We start from the raw sequence: 15,743 nt of genomic DNA on the forward strand, positions 1-15,743 counted from the left end.
GTGGCGACCTTACTCCAGAGGCGGGGTGGGTGCGAAGGTCCGGGCGAGAAACTGGAGCAGCAGGCGGTTCACTTCCCCGGCGTTCTCACCCTGTATCCAGTGGCCGCAATCCAGCACATGGGCCTGCAGGTTCGGCACGTGCTCGGGCATGCGTTCGAAGGTGTAGGCCTCCAGCGTCGCTACCGGATCGCGGGTGCCGATCAGGAACAGGGTGGGCTGCTCCACCTTGCGCCCGGCCAGGGGCTCGGTGTCGTGCCAGTTGCGCTCGAAGTTGCGGTACCAGTTCAGCGCGCCGCGAAAACCCCGGCCGGCAAACGCCTGGTGGTAGTGGGCGAAGTCCTCGGGCGGGCACCAGTCGGGCAAATCCAGCGACAGCGGCAGGCCGTCGAGCAGGCGCGCATCGGCCGGGCGCGGGGTGAGGAACAGCTCGCCGGCGCTGCCACCGTGCATGAAGGCGCGCAGGGTGCGGTCGATGTCGGCGTCCAGCTCGGCTTCGGCCACGCCTGGTTCCTGGAAGTAGAGGATGTAGTTGAAGTGCTCGGCGTGGACCTTGCGCAGGATCTCGATGGCCGGACGCCGGGGACGGCCGGCGAAGGGCACGGAGAGGGTCGCCAGGGCGCTGATCCGGTGCGGCTCCAGCAGGGCCAGGTGCCAGGCCACCATGGCGCCCCAGTCGTGGCCGACCATGCAGACGTCTTCCTGGCCGAAGGCATCCATGGCGGCCTGGATATCGGCGCAGAGGGTCAGCAGGGAATAGGCCTCCACCGCCTCGGGCGCATCGCTGGCGCCGTAGCCGCGCATCTCGGGCACGAACACCCGGTAGCCGGCGGCCACGAGTGCCGGAATCTGCTGGCGCCAGGAGTGCCAGCACTCGGGGAAACCATGCAGCAGCCACACCGGCCGACCCGTTTCGGGGCCCGCCACATGGACGCTGAGATGGATGCCGTTGACCGCTAGCAGATGCTGTTCCATGGCGCGCTCCCAAGGGTTTGCAGCGACCCTAACAGGGCGCGCGGGTGGCACCCAGCATCATTCGCCGGCCCTATGGCGGGCAATGGCGATCGGCCTGTGGGCGGACGAGAAGCAGATCGTAAGTTTGCGCTCGCGGCCCTTCGCGAGCAGAGCTCGCTCCTACGGGGCGGGCGTTTTTCCGCTGGGCCTCACGCCATCGGCGGCAACCGGCGTTTCACCGGGGTCTTCTTGACGATGGCGGTGCTGGTTTCGGCGCAGACATTGATGCGGTCCAGCAGGGTGTCGAGCTGTTCCATGGAGCGCACGCACATCCTGGCGATGAAGCAGTCGTCGCCGGTCACCTTGTCGCACTCGGTGAACTCCGGAATGGCCTGGATCTGCCGCTCCACTTCCTGCAGCTGGCCGGGCAGGGGACGGATGCGCACGATGGCCTGGAGTTGGTAGCCGAAGGCCTTCGGGTCCACTACCACGGTGTAGCCCTTGAGCACGCCGCGCTCCTCCAGCTTGCGCAGCCGCTCGGCGACGCTGGGAGCGGAGAGGCCGCTGATCTGCGCCAGGGCCTTGAGGGAGCGGCGGGAGTCTTCCATCAGCGCGGAGATCAGCAGTTGGTCGATGTCGTCGGTCATGGCGGCCTCGTTAAGTCATTTCGAAAAATTGCCTTGATAGTAAAGGTAGATGACCAGGACTGCCTTTGCTTGTGCATGGAATCACCCCGATCCGGCTCGTCATACTGTGCCCCATGCAGAGGAGCCCAATCATGAACAACTCGATACATCGCGGTTCGTTGGAAATGGTCGCAGCCATGCTCATCTCCGGCACCATCGGTTGGCTGGTGATGCTGTCCGGTCTGCCGGTGCTGGATGTGGTGTTCTGGCGCTGCCTGATCGGCGCGGCGACCCTGCTGGTCATCTGCGCGCTGATGGGCTTCCTGCGGCCCGGCATCCTGACCCGCACCACCTTCCTGCTCGCGGTGCTCAGCGGCGTGGCCATAGTCGGCAACTGGGTGCTGCTGTTCGCCTCCTACTCGCGGGCGTCGATCTCCATCGGCACGGCGATCTACAACGTCCAGCCGTTCATCCTGGTGGGGCTGGCGGCGTTGTTCCTCGGCGAGCAGCTCACCGCGCGCAAGCTCGGCTGGCTGCTGGTGTCCTTCGTCGGGATGCTGGCCATCGTCAGCGCCCACGGTGGGCAGGGGGAGAGTGGTGGCGACTACCTGCTGGGCATCGCCCTGGCCCTGGGGGCGGCGCTGCTCTACGCGATCGCCGCGCTGATCATCAAGTGGCTGGGCGGGGTGCCGCCGCACCTGATCGCGCTGATCCAGGTCAGCACCGGCGTGCTGTTGCTGGCGCCCTGGGTCAACCTGTCGAGCCTGCCGCAAGGCGGCACCTGGTCGATCCTGCTGACCCTGGGCGTGGTCCACACCGGTGTGATGTACGTGCTGCTCTACGGCGCGATCCAGAAGCTGCCGACCGCCTTGACCGGCGCACTGTCGTTCATCTACCCGATCGCGGCGATCTTCGTCGACTGGTTCGCCTTCGGCCATCACCTCGACCTGCTGCAGTGGGCTGGCGTGGCGGCCATCCTGGTGGCGGCGCTGGGGATGCAGCAGGGCTGGGGCTTCAGCCTGCGCCGCACGGAGCAGACACAAATGTAGGTTGGGCAGAGCAACGCTAAGCCCAACGTCGTGCCCGAGAGGAGTGCGAGCGTTGGGCTTCGCTGCGCTCTGCCGCAACCTACGGAAGGCGCCCGGCCGTAATTAGATGGTGGATCGATGAGGCGAGATCGCGCGTCAGTGCAGCTCTTTCGAGGCCTGGCCGAACTGGCGGTCGGCGGTATTCAGGCGCTCTAGCTCGCGGCGCACCATGTTGGCGAAGGCCGAGGGCTTGAGGTGGTAGAGCTCGGTGGCGACCCAGGCCAGCCAGCGCGGACCCATGGCCTCGCGCTGCGCCAGCAGGCGCAACGCTTCGGACAGAGCCTGCTCGGTGTGTTCCTGGTGGAACCGCCGGCGGTCCTGGGGCTCAGTTGGCTTGCAGGCCGACATAGACGTTCTGTACGTCGTCGTGGTTGTCCAGGGCCTCGAGGAAGGCTTCCACTTCCTCCAGCTCGGCGCCGGACAGGCCGACCGGGTTCTTCGCCTTGTAGCCCAGGTTGGCCGACTGCACGGTGAAGCCGAACTCCGGCAGCGCCTTGCACACGGCGTCCAGGTCGGTGGGGTCGGTGTAGAACAGGGTGGCGCCTTCGTCATCGGCTTCGAAGTCCTGGGCGCCGGCCTCGATGGCGGCGAGTTCGGCGTCGGCATCGGCGCTGGCCGGCTCAGCCTCGATCATGCCCAGGTGGTCGAAGTCCCAGGACACCGAGCCGGAAGTGCCCAGCTGGCCCTTGCGGAACAGCACGCGCACTTCGGCGACGGTACGGTTCAGGTTGTCGGTCAGGCACTCGACGATGACCGGTACGCGGTGCGGCGCGAAGCCTTCATAGAGGGTGCGCTCGTAGTTGACCACCTCACCGGAAAGGCCCGCGCCCTTCTTGATGGCGCGCTCCAGGGTGTCCTTGGGCATGGAAGCCTTCTTGGCCTGGTGCACGGCGAGGCGCAGCTTGGGGTTCATGTCCGGATCGGCGCCGTTACGCGCGGCGATCATGATCTCTTTCACCAGCTTGCCGAAGATCTTTCCTCGGGCGTTGGCGGCTGCTTCTTTCGGTTTGGCTTTCCACTGGGCGCCCATGATGGCTCTCTCACTGGTTCGGATGGGAAACGGGTGGCGATTCTACTGGGGCGACGGGGGCGGCTGCCAGCCAGCTCGTCAGGGCGGCCCCCGACCTGTCGCGAGAATCTGGCACCAGATGGCCATTATGGTTAGATTGCGCAATCCCAGGCCGATGAGCGCCAGGCGGCGTAACAGCCCCGGTGATGCGGAGTCCGAATGCAGTTGCCCAGCAGTTCCAAGTCGCCGGAAGGCCCCCGAGATGAGCGATTCGACGGCCTGATCCGTATGGCCAGGAGGCAGTTCGGCGTCCTGGCCGTCCTGCTGACCAGCGGCGACCAGGACCGCCAGCGGTTCCGCGCCAGCGCCGGGCCGATCGCGGGCGACGCCCTGCAAGACCTCCACTGTCCGCCGCCCGCCGGCATCCAGGCTGATGCGCTGCTGCTGGTGGCCGATACCAGCCGTGACGAGCACCTGCGCAATCACCCGCTGACGAAGGCATTGCCCGAGCTGCGCTTTCTCGCCGCCTGCTCGCTGCGGGCGCCGGATGGTGGGCCGCTCGGCCTGCTGTACCTGTTGCACGACCAACCCCGCGAGCTGGATGCCGAGCAGCAGCAAGGGTTGCGCGAGTTCGCCGAACTGGTGGCTGCGTTGCTGGTGCGGGAGGAGGCGGATCGACGCGAGCTGGAATGCTTGCGCGAGAGCGAGCGGCGCATGGCGCTGGCCATCGCCGGCAGCGGCACCGGTATCTGGGACCGCAACGCGCTCACCGGCGAAATCCACTATTCCAGTGGTTGGAAGGCCCTGCTGGGCTACACCAGCGACGAGGTCGGCAATCGCATCGAGGAGAGCTACACCCGCGTCCATCCCGGCGACCTGGCGTACGTGCAGGCCAGCATCCAGGCGCACTTCGACGGGCGCACCGAGGCTTACGAAGTGGAGCACCGGCTGCGCTGCCGGGATGGCAGCTACAAGTGGGTCTGCAGTCGCGGCAAGGTGGTGGAGCGTGACGCCGCCGGCAAGCCCGTGCGCATGGTCGGCACCACCTCCGACGTCACCGCCATGCGCGCCCTGTCGGAAAAAATGCAGCAGACCGCCGCGCTGATGACCGACCTGACCAACGAAATTCCGGGCATGGTCTTCCAGTACCGGCGGCAGGTGGATGGGCAATCCAGCTTCTCCTACGTCAGCATCGGGGTCCGCGACATCTACGGGTTGACGCCGGAGCAACTGGTGCAGGATGCCGACGTGCTGCACCTGATCATCCACCCGGACGACCTGGCGGCGTATCTCGGCTCCCTGGAGGCGTCCGCGCGGGACCTCAAGCCCTGGCACCAGGAATACCGGGTATTGCTGCCGGGGGGCGGCGCCACCTGGCGACAGGGCGATGCGCGGCCCAGGCCGCTGGCCGACGGTAGTGTGCTCTGGCACGGCTTCATCACCGATATCACCGAGCGCAAGCTGATCGAAGCCGAGCTGCAGGTGTTCGCCACCACCGATTCCCTGACCCAACTCTCCAACCGCCGCCATTTCATGCAGCAGCTCGAAAGCGAGCTGGCGCGGGTGCAGCGCTCGGTCGACTACCGCGCGGTGATCCTGATGTTCGACCTGGACCACTTCAAGGCCATCAACGATCGCTGGGGCCATTCGGTGGGCGATCTCGCGTTGCGGCACTTCTCGGCGATCCTCTGCACGCAGTTGCGCCGGACCGATGCCGCCGGTCGCATGGGCGGCGAAGAGTTCGCCGTGGTGTTGAGCAATGCCTCCGTCGACGAAGCCATGATCTTCGCCCAGCGCGTGCAGAGTGAGCTGGCCAGCGCCCCATTGGCCCACGGTGACGAACACCTGGCCTTGGCGGTCAGTGTCGGAATCGCCTCTCTCCACCCCACCGACGCCAGCGCCGAGGCCGGCCTGTCGCGCAGCGACATGGCGCTCTACAGCGCCAAGCGTGCCGGCCGCAACCGCATCGAATGTCATTGAAAAGGCCGGGCGAGACGCCGCGACGCCCTTGATCTTCAGCCTCGGCTGAGTGAAAACAGGGAACTGCGCGGCGCAATCGGGTAACAAAGCCTTATCCAGGACGTTTCAGGCCGGGAATCCGCTCGGCGGATAGTCGGCCGCGCACTGTCATTTGCCACGGAGGGTGCACAGGATGGGAAGGAATCGCGCATCATTGGGCGCAGTCTGTTCGAGAGAGGTTTCCATGGGGGACAAAACATCCGTTCTGCGCCTGGCGTTGCTGTCACTGGGCCTGGCGTTCGCCGGCAGCGTAGCGGCGAGCGAGGAAACGCAGCTGGTCGAGTCGATCAACGCCTACCGTGGCCAGGTCCAGCCCTGCGCGGGCCAGGTTTCCATGGAGCTGCCGCCACTCAAGGCCGACCCGCGCCTGGTCCTCCCGGCCGGCAGCATCGGCGACCTGCAGCAGGCGCTGACGCGCACGGCTTATCCGCTGGTCAACGTCCAGGCGATCAACCTCTCCGGCCCGCGTGACGCGCAGGCGGCCATGAAGGCGTTGCAGGAAAGCTTCTGCCAGGTGGTGCTCGACCCGCAGTTCTTCGACGTCGGCGTGAGTCGCCAGGACCGCGAATGGCGCATCGTGCTGGCGCGGCCGCTGATGGCCGGCGGCCTGGGCGACTGGCAGGCGGAAGGGCAGAAGGTGCTGGAGCAGATCAACGTCGCCCGTGGCACGGCGCGCCAGTGCGGCTCGCAATCCTTCGCCGCCGCCGCGCCCCTGGCCTGGAACGCCACCCTGGCCGGCGCCGCGCAGGAACACACCCGCGCCATGGCCAACCAGAACTTCTTCGACCACAAGGACCGCGACGGCCGCACCCCCGGCGACCGCGCCGAACTGGCCGGCTACTCCGCCCAGCTGGTCGGCGAGAACATCGCCGCCGGCCTGGATACCGCCAGCAAGGTGGTCGAAGGCTGGCTGGCCAGCCCCGGCCACTGCGCCAACCTGATGAACCCGCAGTTCCGCGAACTGGGCGCCGCCTACGCGGTGGACCCGAAGAGCGACGCCGGCATCTACTGGACGGTGATGTTCGGGACGCAGTGAGTCCTCATCACCCCGGCCGCAGCGCCCTGCGGCCGAGGGCTGCCAGGCGCCGTCGTTGACGGCAACCTTCCCTAGCCCCATGTTCAATCCCGCTCTATATGGGCGGCGAAGCCATGCTGCTGCGGCGCGAGGTCCGGGCGCAGGGTGAGGGCGGGAATCTCGTAGTCGCCGGCGTTCTGCCGGCGGTAGGCAATGGGCGGCGTCTGCCAGAAGTTGTCCAGGCGCTGGCCCAGCTCTTCGCCGAGGGCGGCGAAGCGGCTGTCGTCCATGCGGCTGGTGCGGTAGACCAGGAAGGGCGGCAACACCTCGAAGCCGGGGTAGTGGAGGATGCCGTGCTGGATCGGAAACAGCAGGTCGTCCATGGGGCCGTTGATCCCGCGGGCGCTGTAGTGGGAGTCCCAGCCACCGGTGGTGACCATCAGCATGGCGCGCTTGCCGGCCAGGTTGCCCTCGCCGTAGCGGCTGCCCCAGCGCTTGTCCGAATGCTCGCCCACGCCGTAGGCGAAGCCATAGGCGTACACCCGGTCGACCCAGCCCTTGAGGATCGCCGGCATGCTGAACCACCACAGCGGAAACTGCAGGATCAGCCCATCGGCCCAGCGCAGCTTGTCCTGCTCGCCGGCGATATCGGCACTTTGCCGGCCGTTGGCGAAGGCCTGCCGGGAGTCGCCGGACGGGGAGAAGGGGTTGTCCGGTCGATAGTCGAGGTGGTCATCCGCGTCCAGCGTGGCCTTCCAGCCCATGGCGTAGAGGTCGCTGACCCGGACCTGGTGGCCGGCGGCCTCCAGGCGCTGCACGGCAAAGTCCCTGAGGGCGCCGTTGAGCGAGCGGGGTTCGGGGTGGGCATAGACGAGCAGGATATTCATGGGGAAAACCTCCGGTGCGTGATGGGCGCAGGATGCTGTTCCTCACGGTATATTTGAAATGAATACCCAATATTCCAGGTATACGAATGAATAATCTAAGGCAGCTGGACCTCAACCTGCTGGTGACCCTGGACGTGCTGCTGGCCGAGCACAATGTGACCCGCGCGGCGGAGCGGCTGCATTTTTCCCAGCCTGCGGTGAGCGTGCACCTGGCCAAGCTGCGGGAGATATTCGACGACCCGCTGCTGCTGCCGGGACCGCGCGGCATGCGCCCCACCGCGCGCGCCGAGGCCTTGCGCGAGCCCCTGCGCGAAGCCCTGGCGGTGCTGGAGCGGGCGGTGGCCCCGGCCAGCCCCTTCGACCCCGCCGAGGCGCGGCAGACCTGGCGCATAGCGGCCACCGACTATGGCGAGACGTCCATCCTGCTGCCGGCCATGGCCGGGCTGCGCGCCCAGGCGCCCGGCACCCGCCTGGCCGTGGTGGAGATGGTGCCGGCGCGGATCGCCCGGCAGGCGGAACAGGGGGAGATCGACCTGGCCTTCCATACCGTCGAGGGCTCGCCGCCCAACCTGCGGCGTCGCACCCTGTTCGCCGAGCGCTATGTGCTGGCCGGCCGCGTGGGCCATCCGGCCTTGCAGCGACGTCCGACCCTGAAGCGGTTCTGCGCGCTGGAGCACGTGATCGTGTCGCCCGATGGTGGCGGCTTCCACGGGATCACCGACGAGATCCTCGGAGAGCGGGGGCTGGAACGGCGAGTGGTGCTGTCGGTGCCGCACTTCCTCTTCCTGCGCTCGGTGCTGGAGAGCAGCGACCTGGTGGCCATGTTGCCCGAGCGGCTGGTACGGGGCTGCGCCGGCCTGCGGGTGGTCGAGTCGCCAGTGGCGCTACCGGGCTATGAGATGGCCATGCTCTGGCACGAGCGCTCCCACCGCGATCCGGCGCACCAATGGCTGCGCGAGCGGATCGTCCAGGCGGTCTAGTCAACGCTGGCGCAACGGCTAGTGCTGGGAGAGTCCTGGCCTTGCCGATGGCGTTCCGAAGGCTCCTTCGGACAGAAAGACACCGCACCAGATCATTGCGCCAATTGCTAATCGACGTTTCGTACAAGCGCCATCCAGTCCGCGTGCCTTTGTGCTGAACCCACGGCTGCTAGGGTCCAGTTCGGACTTCAGGAAGGGGGTGGATGTATGGAGCCGATATCAGTGGTGATGAGTGTCCGCTCGCTGCTGATCAGCAGCTTGCTGGTGGCGGTGCTGCCAGGCGTCGTGCTGGTCATGAGCGAATGGTTGTCCAGCAAGACCCTGAGCCCGCAAATGTTGCTGCTCAGTGCGGCGATTTATGGGGTTCTCCAGGCATTTGTCGTGTTCCAGGGCGTGAGTGGCCGGGTCTCTCTCGATAGAGGCGTGCTGCAGGTTCGCTCGGGCTTCTACAGCGCCTCCTGGCCCAGCGCCGGGCTGCGGGTTGTCGAGGAGCGCCAGAGCCCGGTGCCGGGCCTGCGGATCAATGGCGTGGCCATGTTCGGCATCAGGGCGGGCTGGTTTCTGGTGGATGGCAGGGACGCCTTCGTACTGACGACAACCGATGAAAGGCTGTGCCTTGCGCGCAATGCCAAGGTGGTGGTCTGCCTGGATCGGCACGTGGTGGAGCGGTTGTGGCCCTTTCTGGATGGGTAGGCCGTTTGCAGCACGCCCCTGGCCGATTCCAGTCCTAGGTCTTGTACGAAAAGTCGTCGAGCGAAGGTCAGGCAAGGCGCAACGACCATCGGGAGTAACAGCCGAAGGCTGGCCCGAAGGGAGAGCGCCAGCGAATCAATCGGCCGAAGAAGCGCAGTTTACGTGTTGTAAATGAGCATTCTGATCGGACTCGCGCACGAGGCCGATTTCAACGCAGCATCACCGAGCGCAGGCACTTGTGGTACAGAACCTAGCTCCGTCCCGGAGGGGCTTGGTGCGCCTTGGCCACACTGCGCGCGGCGATCTTCATCAGGCGCTGGAACGACGGGCATTGCAGGTGATTGGGCGCGCCGCACTCGGCGGCGTGGCGCAGCCCGTCGCGGATGGCCGAGAGCCGCCTGATGGTGCGGTCCAGTTGGTCGGCCTGGTCCCGCAGGCGGTCGCGGTCGATGCTGGGTTCGGCGCCGGCATTGAGCATCTCGGCGATGGCATCCAGGGAAAAGCCCGCCGTGCGGCCCAGGGCGATCAGCGACAGGCGTTCGACCACCGAGGCGTTGAACACCCGCTTCAGGCCATTGCGGCCGATGGAGCGGATCAGCCCCTTCTCCTCGTAATAGCGCAGGGTCGAAGCCGGCAACCCGGACCAGCGCGCCACCTGGCCGATATCCATCTCTTTCATGCTTGACCTCAAGTCGACTTGAACTGGCAGCCTCATGTACAGCGGCATTCAACACACTGTACGAGGAGCAAAGCATGCTTGGCGAGATGATCTTCCGCGTGATCCTGGTCGGCGTCGGCGCCACCCTGGCCACCGATATCTGGGCCTGGTTGCGCCGGCGCTTGTTCGGCGTCCCGTCACTGGACTACGCCCTGGTGGGGCGCTGGCTCGGGCATATGGGCCGTGGGCGCTTCAGCCATGAGGCCATAGGTAGGGCGGCGCCCATCGCGGGCGAACGCGTCCTCGGCTGGGCCTTCCACTACGCCACCGGCGTGGTGTTCGCGGCGTTGCTGGTGGCGCTGGCGGGGCAGGGCTGGTTGTGCCGGCCGAGCCTGTTGCCGGCCATGCTGTTCGGTGCGGCCACGGTGGCGGCGCCCCTGCTGCTGATGCAGCCGGCGTTCGGCATGGGCCTGGCGGCTTCGCGCACGCCGCAGCCGGGCAAGGCGCGGCTCAGGAGCCTGGTGACCCACCTGGTGTTCGGTGCGGGGTTGTTCGTTGCGGCCTGGGCGGCTACGGGGCTGGGCTGCGCCTGAACGGCGCGGAAGCGGAAACGACGACGGGAGCCCTTGGGCTCCCGTCTGGGTGAATCAATGCGGCTGGTTCAGGGTCAGGCGCATGTGGCGGTTCACATCCTTGTACAGCAGGTAGCGGAAGCGACCGGGGCCACCGGAGTAGCAGGCCTGCGGGCAGAAGGCGCGCAGCCACATGAAGTCGCCGGCTTCAACCTCTACCCAGTCCTGGTTCAGGCGGTAGACGGCCTTGCCTTCCAGCACGTACAGGCCGTGCTCCATCACGTGGGTTTCGGCGAAGGGGATCACGCCGCCCGGCTCGAAGTTGACGATGTTGACGTGCATGTCATGACGCATGTCGGCCATGTCGACGAAGCGGGTGGTGCTCCAGCGGCCTTCGGTGTCCGGCATCACGCGGGGCTCGATGTCCTGCTCGTTGGTGACGAAGGCTTCGGGCAGCGGTACGCCGTCGACGCGCTGGTAGTGCTTGCGAATCCAGTGGAAGCGGGTGTGCTGGCCGGAGGTGTTGCGCACCTTGTAGTCGGCGCCCGGCGGGATGAAGGCATAGCCGCCCGGTTGCATGTTGTGGACCTGGCCTTGCAGGGTCAGGGTCAGCTCGCCTTCCACCACGAACAACACCGCCTCGGCGTTGACGTCCTGTTCCGGCTTGTCGCTGCCGCCGTTGGGGGCGAGCTCGACGATGTACTGGGAGAAGGTCTCGGCGAAGCCGGACAGCGGGCGGGCGATGACCCACATGCGCATGTTGTCCCAGAAGGGCAGGTGGCTGGTGACGATGTCACGCATCACGCCCTTGGGGATCACGGCATAGGCTTCGGTGAACATGGCGCGGTCGGTGAGCAGCTCGGTCTGTGCCGGGTGCCCGCCGTGCGGCGCGTAGTAGCTGGATTTGGACATGGGGTCTTTCCTCATTGTTGTCTTGCCGCCCCGCGCGCCAGTGGCGCGGGGGCGTACAAAGCGGGCGGAGCGGTGCGCCAGGGGTAGGGCGCGAACCGGTCGCTGAAGGCCACGATATCCAGCGTCTGGTGCATGCACAAATTAAATGTTGGAATCCGCCACATTTGATTTGTGAATGAAAAAAGCAGGCCTCTCAGCCACGGGTATCCTGGGCCAGCACCTTCGACAACACCTGGGCCAGGTCCTTGATCATCGGGTCCGCCGCCGGGCGGTGCAGCAGCGCCACCTCGAACATATCCACCGAGGGCAGCCCGACGGATTTTGGCACCACGGCGTGGCCCGCCGTCACCGCCCGCATCGGCAGCAGGCCTATCCCCATGCCATCGGCGATGGCCGACTGAATGCCGCTGAGGCTCGAACTGGTGAAGCTGATGTGCCAGCGCCGGCCCATGGATTCCAGGGCGGCGATCAGTTCGTCGCGGTACACCCCGCGCGGCGGGAAGGTCACGATGGGCAGCGGGTCGAGGTCGATGCAGGGGTTGCTGGCGCTGTCCACCCAGCGGGTCTTCTCCGGCCAGCAGGCCACTGCCTCGCGGCTGTTCTGGCGTTGCTTGAGCAGCACCAGGTCGAGTTCGCCACGGTCGTAGCTGGCGGACAGGTCGCGGCTGAGGCCACTGGTGACCTCCAGCTTCACCTGCGGGTAACGCCGGTTGAACGCCGCCAGTTGCTGGGTGGTGCGGCCGCTGGCGAAGTCATCCGGCACGCCGATGCGCACGGTCAGGGCCACGGTGGCGCCGGACAGCGCCTCCACCAGTTCATCGTTCAGGGCCAACAGGCGACGCGCGTAGCCCAGCAGGGTATTGCCGGCGTCGGTGGGCAGCACGTCGCGGTTGCCGCGTTCCAGCAGGCGGTGCCCGGCCAGTTCCTCCAGGCGGCGGATCTTCTGGCTGATGGTGGACTGGGTGGAATGCAGGCGCGTGGCGGCGGTGGTGAAGCTGCCGCAGTCGGCCACCGTGACGATGGCCCGCAGCAGGTCGAGGTCGAACAGGCGGCTATTCGATTTATCACTTTCACTCATGGTGGTATCGGCTTTTCAAATGTCCATCCCGGTTTTAGCAGTTCACTCCAGCCCCGGCAACGTCCGCAGCGGCGGCCGGGCTGGGAGGGGGCCGGTGCTATCATTCCGCTTCTCCCTGGCCGGCTATGGGGGTGCCCTATGGACCGCCTGTCTACCCTGCTGTCGCAATTCGGCGTCCGCTCCAGGCTGTTCCACAGCGGCAAGCTGTGCGGCACGGCCACCTACGATGGCACCGACCAGCGCGGCCATATCCATTTGCTGCAGTCGGGCAGCCTCGGCCTGCGAGGTCTCCGCGGCGCCAACCAGTTGCTCACCCGGCCCAGCCTGATCTTCCTGTCCCGACCGACCTGGCACCAGCTCATTCCCGTGGAGCCCGAAGGCGCCCGGCTGCTGTGTGCCTCCATGGCCTTCGATGGTGGCGCCGACAACCCGGTGTCCGCCTCGCTGCCCGACCTGCTGGTACTGCCCCTCGACGAGCTGCCGCTGCTGGCCGATACCCTGAGATTGATGTTCAGCGAGGCGGCGGACGGGCACTGCGGCCGGGAGGCGCTGCTCGATCGGTTGTTCGAGGTGCTGGTCATCCTGCTGCTGCGGTATCTGCTCGATGAGCGGAAGCTGAGCACCGGAATTATGGCCGGGCTGGCCGACCCGCGCCTGGCGCGCTCGCTGGTGCGCATGCACGAGATGCCCCAGCGGGCCTGGTCGGTGGCGGAGTTGGCGGCTGAGTCGAACATGTCGCGCACCGCCTATGCCGAGCATTTCCGCGCTGTCGTCGGCCAGACGCCGGCGGAGTACCTGCTGAGCTGGCGCATCAGCCTGGCGCAGAAGCGTTTGCGTGAGGGGCGGCCGATTGCGCTGATCGCCGATGAGGTGGGCTACGAAAGCCCGTCGGCGCTGGCCCGGGCGTTCCGCCGCAAGACCGGCAGCAGCCCCCGGGAGTGGTTGAAAGCCCGTGAGGATGCCGAGGGACGGATAGCGCAAAGAGCCTGAACGCGGCGGCGCGTCCAGGCCCTGTTCGGCGCGGCGGTTCAGCGGGTTTCCAGGCGGGTCAGGGAATGGCCGGCAACGAAGATGGAGAGGGCGAGCAGGCCCAGGTCTTTCAGCAGGAACTGGCCGGGCGCCACGCTGATGGCCGGGAAACCGAGGCTGGGCTCGATCACCCCGGGGGTGGAGAACATGAAGCTCAGCGTGGTGACGAACAGCCCGGCGGACAGCGCACCCCCCACCAGCGACAGCTTCGGCGACAGCAGTCTCCCGGCGATCAGCAGGCCGATGGAGACCTCCAGGACGCCCAGCATGCTGGAGAAGGTCCGCACGCTGAACAGCTCGTAGACCCAGCCCAACAGCGGGCTGTTGCTCACCAGTGGCACCAGCCCTTCGGCTTCGTACTGGGTGAACTTCATGCCGCCAAACCAGAAGTAGATGGCGGCGAGGGCGAAGTAGGCGCCGTAGATGCCCACGGCGGTGGTCAGGGTCCCGAGGGACGGATTGGCGGCGGCGGTGCGGTGTTGCTGGGTAAGAGTCGTGGTGTTCATCGTTGTGCTTCCCGTGTTCTGGCAAAGGGGCGTCCCGGCGATGGGACGGTGGTCAGGCTGTATGCGATCTGCGTGATGACGACCGGGTCGTCGCTGCGCGCCCCTCACGCCAGGGGCCGTCAGTCCATCCAGTTCGTGCTGTCGATGAGTCGTCTCCCGTTGGGCCGACGCGTTGTGCGTCTGCATGGAGAGAGTCTCGCCATCCGCCCCCTCCGCGTGGGTGCCGAACGTACGGAGTTCGATGCAGATCGTTCAGGCCGGCCAATGAAGCGCCGTCCCCGGAGCGTCCGAGGGAGGTAGGTGTGGCGGGGGAGTGATGCCTATTGGTGCATTGCACCAAGGTCGGGAGGAACTGCCCGATGGGCAGGGGGAGGGCACGCGGGCCCTCCGGCAACCTTCCAGGTCCAGGGTAGAGCCGCGTGTTGGACCGCCGCGGGTCTCAATCGATATCAGCGAACGCCGGCTCCTGTGCGCCGCTTCACGTGCGCGTGGTCAGAAATCGATGCTCTGGTCCCACGGGTCGCTGCTCTTGCCGCGCCTGGCGCTCTGCCGGCGGTCCTGCTCGAAGCGGATGGTCTGACGGCGATCGTCGTTCTTGCGCCGGTCGCCACCGCTACGGGTGTCGATCTTGAATACTGCCTTGCCCCGGGAAGTAGGCGAGCCGGTGGAGGGCTGCAAGGGTTCCAGGCTGAGTTCGAGGTTCGGCTTGTCGTCGGTGTTCATCGCATCGCTCCACGGGGCTGGGCAATGAACTGAGGGTAGATGGGAGATTTTCCCCAAACCCGGGGGATGGCATGAGCGGGCGAATCGGGCGGCGGACGGGCTGCCGCAGGGGCGCGAGCGAATCGCTCACGCCTCCCTTGCCCGGCTTTGGCGGGTTTCTATGCCGCCCTCACTTAGGCCAGATATCGGTATCGAAGTACTGCTTCGACAGTTGCGTGTACTTGCCCGATTCGTACAGCTGCGTAAGGGCCAGGTCGATGCGCGCCTTGAGCGCGGTGTCGTCCTTGCGCAGGCCCGCCGCAACCCCCAGGCCGTACTTCAGCGGGTCCATCCTGACGCTGCCGGTGCCTTTCTCCTCGAACATCGCGCCGAGGTCGGATTTCAGAAAGTCGATGTTGCCGAGGTTGTCGAGGAACATGGCGTCGATACGGCCGGATACCAGGTCGGCGGTGCAGTCATCCTGGGTGTTGTAGAGGCGGATGTCCGAGGTCTTGCCGTAGGTGGCCTGGATGAACTCGGCGTTGGTGGTCGACACCTGCACGCCGATGGCCTTGCCCGCCAGCCCCTCGGGGGTCAGCGTCAGTTGCGTGTCCTTCGGGGCCACGAACACCCCGGTGGTTTCGTAGTACGGACGGGAGTAGGCGATGACTTTCTGGCGTTCCGGGCTGATCCCCATCGAGTTGAAGATCACGTCGAACTTCTTCGCCAGCAGGGCGGGAATGATGCCGTCCCAGGCCACTTCCTTGATTTCGCACTTGGCCTTCATCTGTTCGCAGAGCGCGCGGATCAGGTCGGGTTCGAACCCGGCGAACTGCCCGGAGGGAGTCTTCAGCAGAAAGGGCGGATAAGGCTCCGCGGCCACACCGAAGCTCAGCGTTTCCTCCGCTGAAGCCGAAACAGAACTCAAGGTCATACCGATAGCGGCGAACAAGGTCAGAGTACGGAGCATTCGTTTCATGGCGAGTACCTCTTTCGGGAGGAAGGCGACAGGCTTCGG

18 protein-coding genes are annotated in these 15,743 nt (G+C 66.5%); 7 read left to right on the plus strand and 11 right to left on the minus strand.

What is annotated here, in order from left to right:
- Positions 1-9: 9 nt before the first annotated feature.
- Positions 10-972, minus strand: coding sequence for an alpha/beta fold hydrolase (locus PCA10_RS08750; protein ID WP_016491701.1), 963 nt, complete (start codon positions 970-972; stop codon positions 10-12).
- Between the two features lie 188 nt (positions 973-1,160).
- The gene (locus PCA10_RS08755; RefSeq protein WP_016491702.1) at positions 1,161-1,598 is read right to left on the minus strand and encodes an Lrp/AsnC family transcriptional regulator; all 438 of its coding nucleotides are present in this window, start codon (positions 1,596-1,598) and stop codon (positions 1,161-1,163) included.
- 131 nt (positions 1,599-1,729) lie between these two features.
- Between PCA10_RS08755 and PCA10_RS08760 the strand changes: the two genes are divergently transcribed.
- Positions 1,730-2,626: a DMT family transporter gene (locus PCA10_RS08760; protein ID WP_016491703.1), complete on the plus strand. Its 897-nt coding sequence runs from the start codon at positions 1,730-1,732 to the stop codon at positions 2,624-2,626.
- Positions 2,627-2,761: 135 nt separating this feature from the next.
- On the opposite strand, the gene PCA10_RS08765 is transcribed toward PCA10_RS08760, so the two are convergent.
- Complete coding sequence (locus PCA10_RS08765; RefSeq protein ID WP_016491704.1) at positions 2,762-3,013, minus strand: hypothetical protein; 252 nt, start codon at positions 3,011-3,013, stop codon at positions 2,762-2,764.
- Positions 2,991-3,695, minus strand: a complete 705-nt coding sequence (locus tag PCA10_RS08770; RefSeq protein ID WP_016491705.1) for a YebC/PmpR family DNA-binding transcriptional regulator — start codon at positions 3,693-3,695, stop codon at positions 2,991-2,993. The genes PCA10_RS08765 and PCA10_RS08770 overlap by 23 nt, the downstream gene beginning before the upstream one ends.
- 198 nt (positions 3,696-3,893) lie before the next feature.
- Between PCA10_RS08770 and PCA10_RS08775 the strand changes: the two genes are divergently transcribed.
- Together PCA10_RS08775 and PCA10_RS08780 are read left to right on the plus strand one after the other, a co-directional pair.
- Positions 3,894-5,654 (plus strand): sensor domain-containing diguanylate cyclase, encoded by a 1,761-nt coding sequence (locus PCA10_RS08775; protein ID WP_016491706.1) that lies wholly within the window; start codon positions 3,894-3,896, stop codon positions 5,652-5,654.
- A gap of 223 nt (positions 5,655-5,877) precedes the next feature.
- Positions 5,878-6,729 carry a CAP domain-containing protein gene (locus PCA10_RS08780; protein WP_016491707.1) on the plus strand — a complete coding sequence of 284 codons (852 nt, stop codon included), beginning with the start codon at positions 5,878-5,880 and terminating at the stop codon, positions 6,727-6,729.
- A gap of 83 nt (positions 6,730-6,812) precedes the next feature.
- Here the strand turns inward: PCA10_RS08780 and PCA10_RS08785 are convergent, their stop codons facing one another.
- Complete coding sequence (locus PCA10_RS08785) at positions 6,813-7,595, minus strand: NAD(P)H-dependent oxidoreductase (protein ID WP_016491708.1); 783 nt, start codon at positions 7,593-7,595, stop codon at positions 6,813-6,815.
- A gap of 86 nt (positions 7,596-7,681) precedes the next feature.
- Between PCA10_RS08785 and PCA10_RS08790 the strand changes: the two genes are divergently transcribed.
- Together PCA10_RS08790 and PCA10_RS08795 are read left to right on the plus strand one after the other, a co-directional pair.
- Positions 7,682-8,575 carry a LysR family transcriptional regulator gene (locus tag PCA10_RS08790; protein ID WP_016491709.1) on the plus strand — a complete coding sequence of 298 codons (894 nt, stop codon included), beginning with the start codon at positions 7,682-7,684 and terminating at the stop codon, positions 8,573-8,575.
- A gap of 207 nt (positions 8,576-8,782) precedes the next feature.
- Entirely contained in the window at positions 8,783-9,268 is a 486-nt protein-coding gene (locus PCA10_RS08795) for a hypothetical protein (protein WP_016491710.1), read from the plus strand.
- A gap of 250 nt (positions 9,269-9,518) precedes the next feature.
- Here the strand turns inward: PCA10_RS08795 and PCA10_RS08800 are convergent, their stop codons facing one another.
- Positions 9,519-9,947: a helix-turn-helix domain-containing protein gene (locus PCA10_RS08800; RefSeq protein WP_016491711.1), complete on the minus strand. Its 429-nt coding sequence runs from the start codon at positions 9,945-9,947 to the stop codon at positions 9,519-9,521.
- 74 nt (positions 9,948-10,021) lie between these two features.
- On the opposite strand from PCA10_RS08800, the gene PCA10_RS08805 reads away from it, so the two are divergent.
- Positions 10,022-10,519 (plus strand): DUF2938 domain-containing protein, encoded by a 498-nt coding sequence (locus PCA10_RS08805; protein WP_016491712.1) that lies wholly within the window; start codon positions 10,022-10,024, stop codon positions 10,517-10,519.
- Between the two features lie 54 nt (positions 10,520-10,573).
- Here the strand turns inward: PCA10_RS08805 and PCA10_RS08810 are convergent, their stop codons facing one another.
- Positions 10,574-11,410 (minus strand): bifunctional allantoicase/(S)-ureidoglycine aminohydrolase, encoded by an 837-nt coding sequence (locus PCA10_RS08810; RefSeq protein ID WP_016491713.1) that lies wholly within the window; start codon positions 11,408-11,410, stop codon positions 10,574-10,576.
- Positions 11,411-11,603: 193 nt separating this feature from the next.
- On the minus strand, positions 11,604-12,488 hold the full coding sequence (locus PCA10_RS08815) for a LysR family transcriptional regulator (protein ID WP_016491714.1): 885 nt from the start codon (positions 12,486-12,488) through the stop codon (positions 11,604-11,606).
- Positions 12,489-12,626: 138 nt separating this feature from the next.
- Here PCA10_RS08815 and PCA10_RS08820 point away from each other — a divergent pair, with 138 nt between their 5' ends.
- Complete coding sequence (locus tag PCA10_RS08820) at positions 12,627-13,478, plus strand: AraC family transcriptional regulator (protein ID WP_016491715.1); 852 nt, start codon at positions 12,627-12,629, stop codon at positions 13,476-13,478.
- Positions 13,479-13,516: 38 nt separating this feature from the next.
- Here the strand turns inward: PCA10_RS08820 and PCA10_RS08825 are convergent, their stop codons facing one another.
- The 3 genes from PCA10_RS08825 to PCA10_RS08835 form a co-directional block, all read right to left on the minus strand.
- Positions 13,517-14,023: a YkgB family protein gene (locus tag PCA10_RS08825; protein WP_016491716.1), complete on the minus strand. Its 507-nt coding sequence runs from the start codon at positions 14,021-14,023 to the stop codon at positions 13,517-13,519.
- A 492-nt stretch (positions 14,024-14,515) separates the two neighbouring features.
- Positions 14,516-14,746: a hypothetical protein gene (locus PCA10_RS08830; protein ID WP_016491717.1), complete on the minus strand. Its 231-nt coding sequence runs from the start codon at positions 14,744-14,746 to the stop codon at positions 14,516-14,518.
- A 169-nt stretch (positions 14,747-14,915) separates the two neighbouring features.
- Positions 14,916-15,704 (minus strand): transporter substrate-binding domain-containing protein, encoded by a 789-nt coding sequence (locus PCA10_RS08835; protein WP_016491718.1) that lies wholly within the window; start codon positions 15,702-15,704, stop codon positions 14,916-14,918.
- Positions 15,705-15,743 lie beyond the last annotated feature (39 nt).

The organism is Pseudomonas resinovorans NBRC 106553 (genome assembly GCF_000412695.1).
Classification (GTDB): Bacteria; Pseudomonadota; Gammaproteobacteria; order Pseudomonadales; family Pseudomonadaceae; genus Metapseudomonas; species Metapseudomonas resinovorans_A.

Coding starts and splice junctions, on each gene's coding strand:
- PCA10_RS08750 (WP_016491701.1), bottom strand. CDS start 972: ATGGAACAGCATCTGCTAGCGGTCAACGGCATCCATCTCAGCGTCCAT.
- PCA10_RS08755 (WP_016491702.1), bottom strand. CDS start 1,598: ATGACCGACGACATCGACCAACTGCTGATCTCCGCGCTGATGGAAGAC.
- PCA10_RS08760 (WP_016491703.1), top strand. CDS start 1,730: ATGAACAACTCGATACATCGCGGTTCGTTGGAAATGGTCGCAGCCATG.
- PCA10_RS08765 (WP_016491704.1), bottom strand. CDS start 3,013: ATGTCGGCCTGCAAGCCAACTGAGCCCCAGGACCGCCGGCGGTTCCAC.
- PCA10_RS08770 (WP_016491705.1), bottom strand. CDS start 3,695: ATGGGCGCCCAGTGGAAAGCCAAACCGAAAGAAGCAGCCGCCAACGCC.
- PCA10_RS08775 (WP_016491706.1), top strand. CDS start 3,894: ATGCAGTTGCCCAGCAGTTCCAAGTCGCCGGAAGGCCCCCGAGATGAG.
- PCA10_RS08780 (WP_016491707.1), top strand. CDS start 5,878: ATGGGGGACAAAACATCCGTTCTGCGCCTGGCGTTGCTGTCACTGGGC.
- PCA10_RS08785 (WP_016491708.1), bottom strand. CDS start 7,595: ATGAATATCCTGCTCGTCTATGCCCACCCCGAACCCCGCTCGCTCAAC.
- PCA10_RS08790 (WP_016491709.1), top strand. CDS start 7,682: ATGAATAATCTAAGGCAGCTGGACCTCAACCTGCTGGTGACCCTGGAC.
- PCA10_RS08795 (WP_016491710.1), top strand. CDS start 8,783: ATGGAGCCGATATCAGTGGTGATGAGTGTCCGCTCGCTGCTGATCAGC.
- PCA10_RS08800 (WP_016491711.1), bottom strand. CDS start 9,947: ATGAAAGAGATGGATATCGGCCAGGTGGCGCGCTGGTCCGGGTTGCCG.
- PCA10_RS08805 (WP_016491712.1), top strand. CDS start 10,022: ATGCTTGGCGAGATGATCTTCCGCGTGATCCTGGTCGGCGTCGGCGCC.
- PCA10_RS08810 (WP_016491713.1), bottom strand. CDS start 11,410: ATGTCCAAATCCAGCTACTACGCGCCGCACGGCGGGCACCCGGCACAG.
- PCA10_RS08815 (WP_016491714.1), bottom strand. CDS start 12,488: ATGAGTGAAAGTGATAAATCGAATAGCCGCCTGTTCGACCTCGACCTG.
- PCA10_RS08820 (WP_016491715.1), top strand. CDS start 12,627: ATGGACCGCCTGTCTACCCTGCTGTCGCAATTCGGCGTCCGCTCCAGG.
- PCA10_RS08825 (WP_016491716.1), bottom strand. CDS start 14,023: ATGAACACCACGACTCTTACCCAGCAACACCGCACCGCCGCCGCCAAT.
- PCA10_RS08830 (WP_016491717.1), bottom strand. CDS start 14,746: ATGAACACCGACGACAAGCCGAACCTCGAACTCAGCCTGGAACCCTTG.
- PCA10_RS08835 (WP_016491718.1), bottom strand. CDS start 15,704: ATGAAACGAATGCTCCGTACTCTGACCTTGTTCGCCGCTATCGGTATG.